This is a genomic window from Clostridium sp. OM02-18AC (assembly GCF_003481825.1).
Classification (GTDB): domain Bacteria; phylum Bacillota; class Clostridia; order Lachnospirales; family Lachnospiraceae; genus Brotaphodocola.
The window spans coordinates 1-1,697 of record NZ_QULW01000040.1 but is presented as its reverse complement, the minus strand read 5'-3'; the positions used below and the strand labels follow the sequence as shown (position 1 = coordinate 1,697).

The window sequence follows — 1,697 nt, the reverse complement described above, 5'->3', positions numbered from 1 at the left end:
GCTGACTTGAAAAAGTAAATTCCAGTGCAAAAGTAAATTCCACCGCTCTTTTAAAAGTTGCTTATAATCTAGTGATTTTTAAGAAGAAAAGCGGAATCTATGCTATAATACAAGTAATCTATGGCGAAATTTTCTGTTTTTCTGTATGGCAAACAAGCTGCTGGAGGTCGGTGTGCACGACTAAATTCCACCAGCCACATTTGAAAAATGTGAAAAGTTTACTTCCAGTCTGACAGCAGATTTCTTCATGGGTTAGTGGTTATAGCGGATCAGCTTAGGTGTTAAGACGACTTTGTCAGGGTCAATACGCCTAAGCTGAAATGCTTTTAAGACGTCTTCCCCAAAAGCCTCCAGGGCGACATCATACGGTGTACGCCCATTCAAACTCTCCCGCGGTGTTGAGTTGATGTGGCTGGTGATTAGATTCACATCCCATTGAGTCAGGAATTCAAAGGTAGTTCGTTTCGGCAGTATCATGCGGAGCATGGTGTGTACCTGTTCAATGCCGCCTTTCTGTCCGCTTCTCATGGGATCACAGTAATAAATGTTGGTTCTCTGGATACCGGTAACACCGGTTTCGAGAGAATCAGGATCACCGAATTCAGCGCCTCTGTCGGTGAGTATATATTCAAACAGAGTCAGGAAATCAAAGGTACCAAAACGCTTTTCTAAACGGTCCAAAACGAGTCGTACAGATCCTTCCGTATTCCGGTTCATGAGGAACGCAAGAAACAGCTTTTCCCTTGTAAAAAAGAAGGTAAGCAGTGTTTTAGAGGAACCAACAGCGGAGTGGACGGTGTCCATCTCTACAAAAGATTCCAGGTGCAACTGTTGAAAATCAGCGTAAGTTCTGCCATTAAAGACACGGCGGTCAGATATCTGTGATTTATGGACTTTTCTGGGTTTAAACTTCACTTTACGTTTCAGATCAACGTTTCTGGCAGTCAGAAGTCCCATATCAAGGTAGTTGTAAACGCTGCGGACGGAAAGATTCAATTCCGGATGGTTTGCAACGATCTGGTAAGGAGACTGGCCCTGATCGATCAGAGGAGTGATGATCTTATCCTTTTTGTGGAGTTCCTGTCTGGTCATAGCGATTCCGGACCTGGAATCCTTGAGACACTCCCGGTATTTCCGATCAGCGAACCTGGCATTGTAGGTATATTTGTGGGCAATCGTACAATGATTGATCTTTTTACTGCATCCATTGCAGACGTAGGGAGCCCGATCAAGTTTGCTGCAGCGTTCTTTTTGAAAATCTGGACAGGTCTGGTTACAGGTGGGACAGGAAGCACATTTAACGCCGCAAAGAAGGATCTTATTGCAGGCATTCGTTTTCTTACAACGGAAACGCTTGGTACAGAAGTTCTTCGCATTAAGAAAAGTCCCTTTGTGAAACCAATCGGAGGATCTTCTGGCCTTCACTTCTTTTGAAATCGTAGTAGGGTCCTTACAGAGAAAGCGGGCAATATCTTTAAAGGATGTACCCTTATCCAGTTCATTCTGGATATAGATACGATCCTCTATGGTGAGATGCTTCTGGTTGCCTGGGATATATTTACTCATAGTCAAACTCCTTCTACTGCTGTCAGAAGGACGATTAAAGTATCATATCAGTATGCATGAGTAAATATCAACTGTGCAAGAGTAAACTCCACCGCCCTTTGGAGAAGTGGAATTTAAATTTTCATTTTAGG

At 43.3% G+C, this 1,697-nt stretch carries 1 protein-coding gene; it reads right to left on the bottom strand.

Annotated elements, in window-relative coordinates:
- Window positions 1-252: 252 nt before the first annotated feature.
- Entirely contained in the window at window positions 253-1,566 is a 1,314-nt protein-coding gene (locus tag DXB18_RS15980) for an IS30 family transposase (RefSeq protein ID WP_118708898.1), read from the bottom strand.
- Window positions 1,567-1,697: the final 131 nt, after the last annotated feature.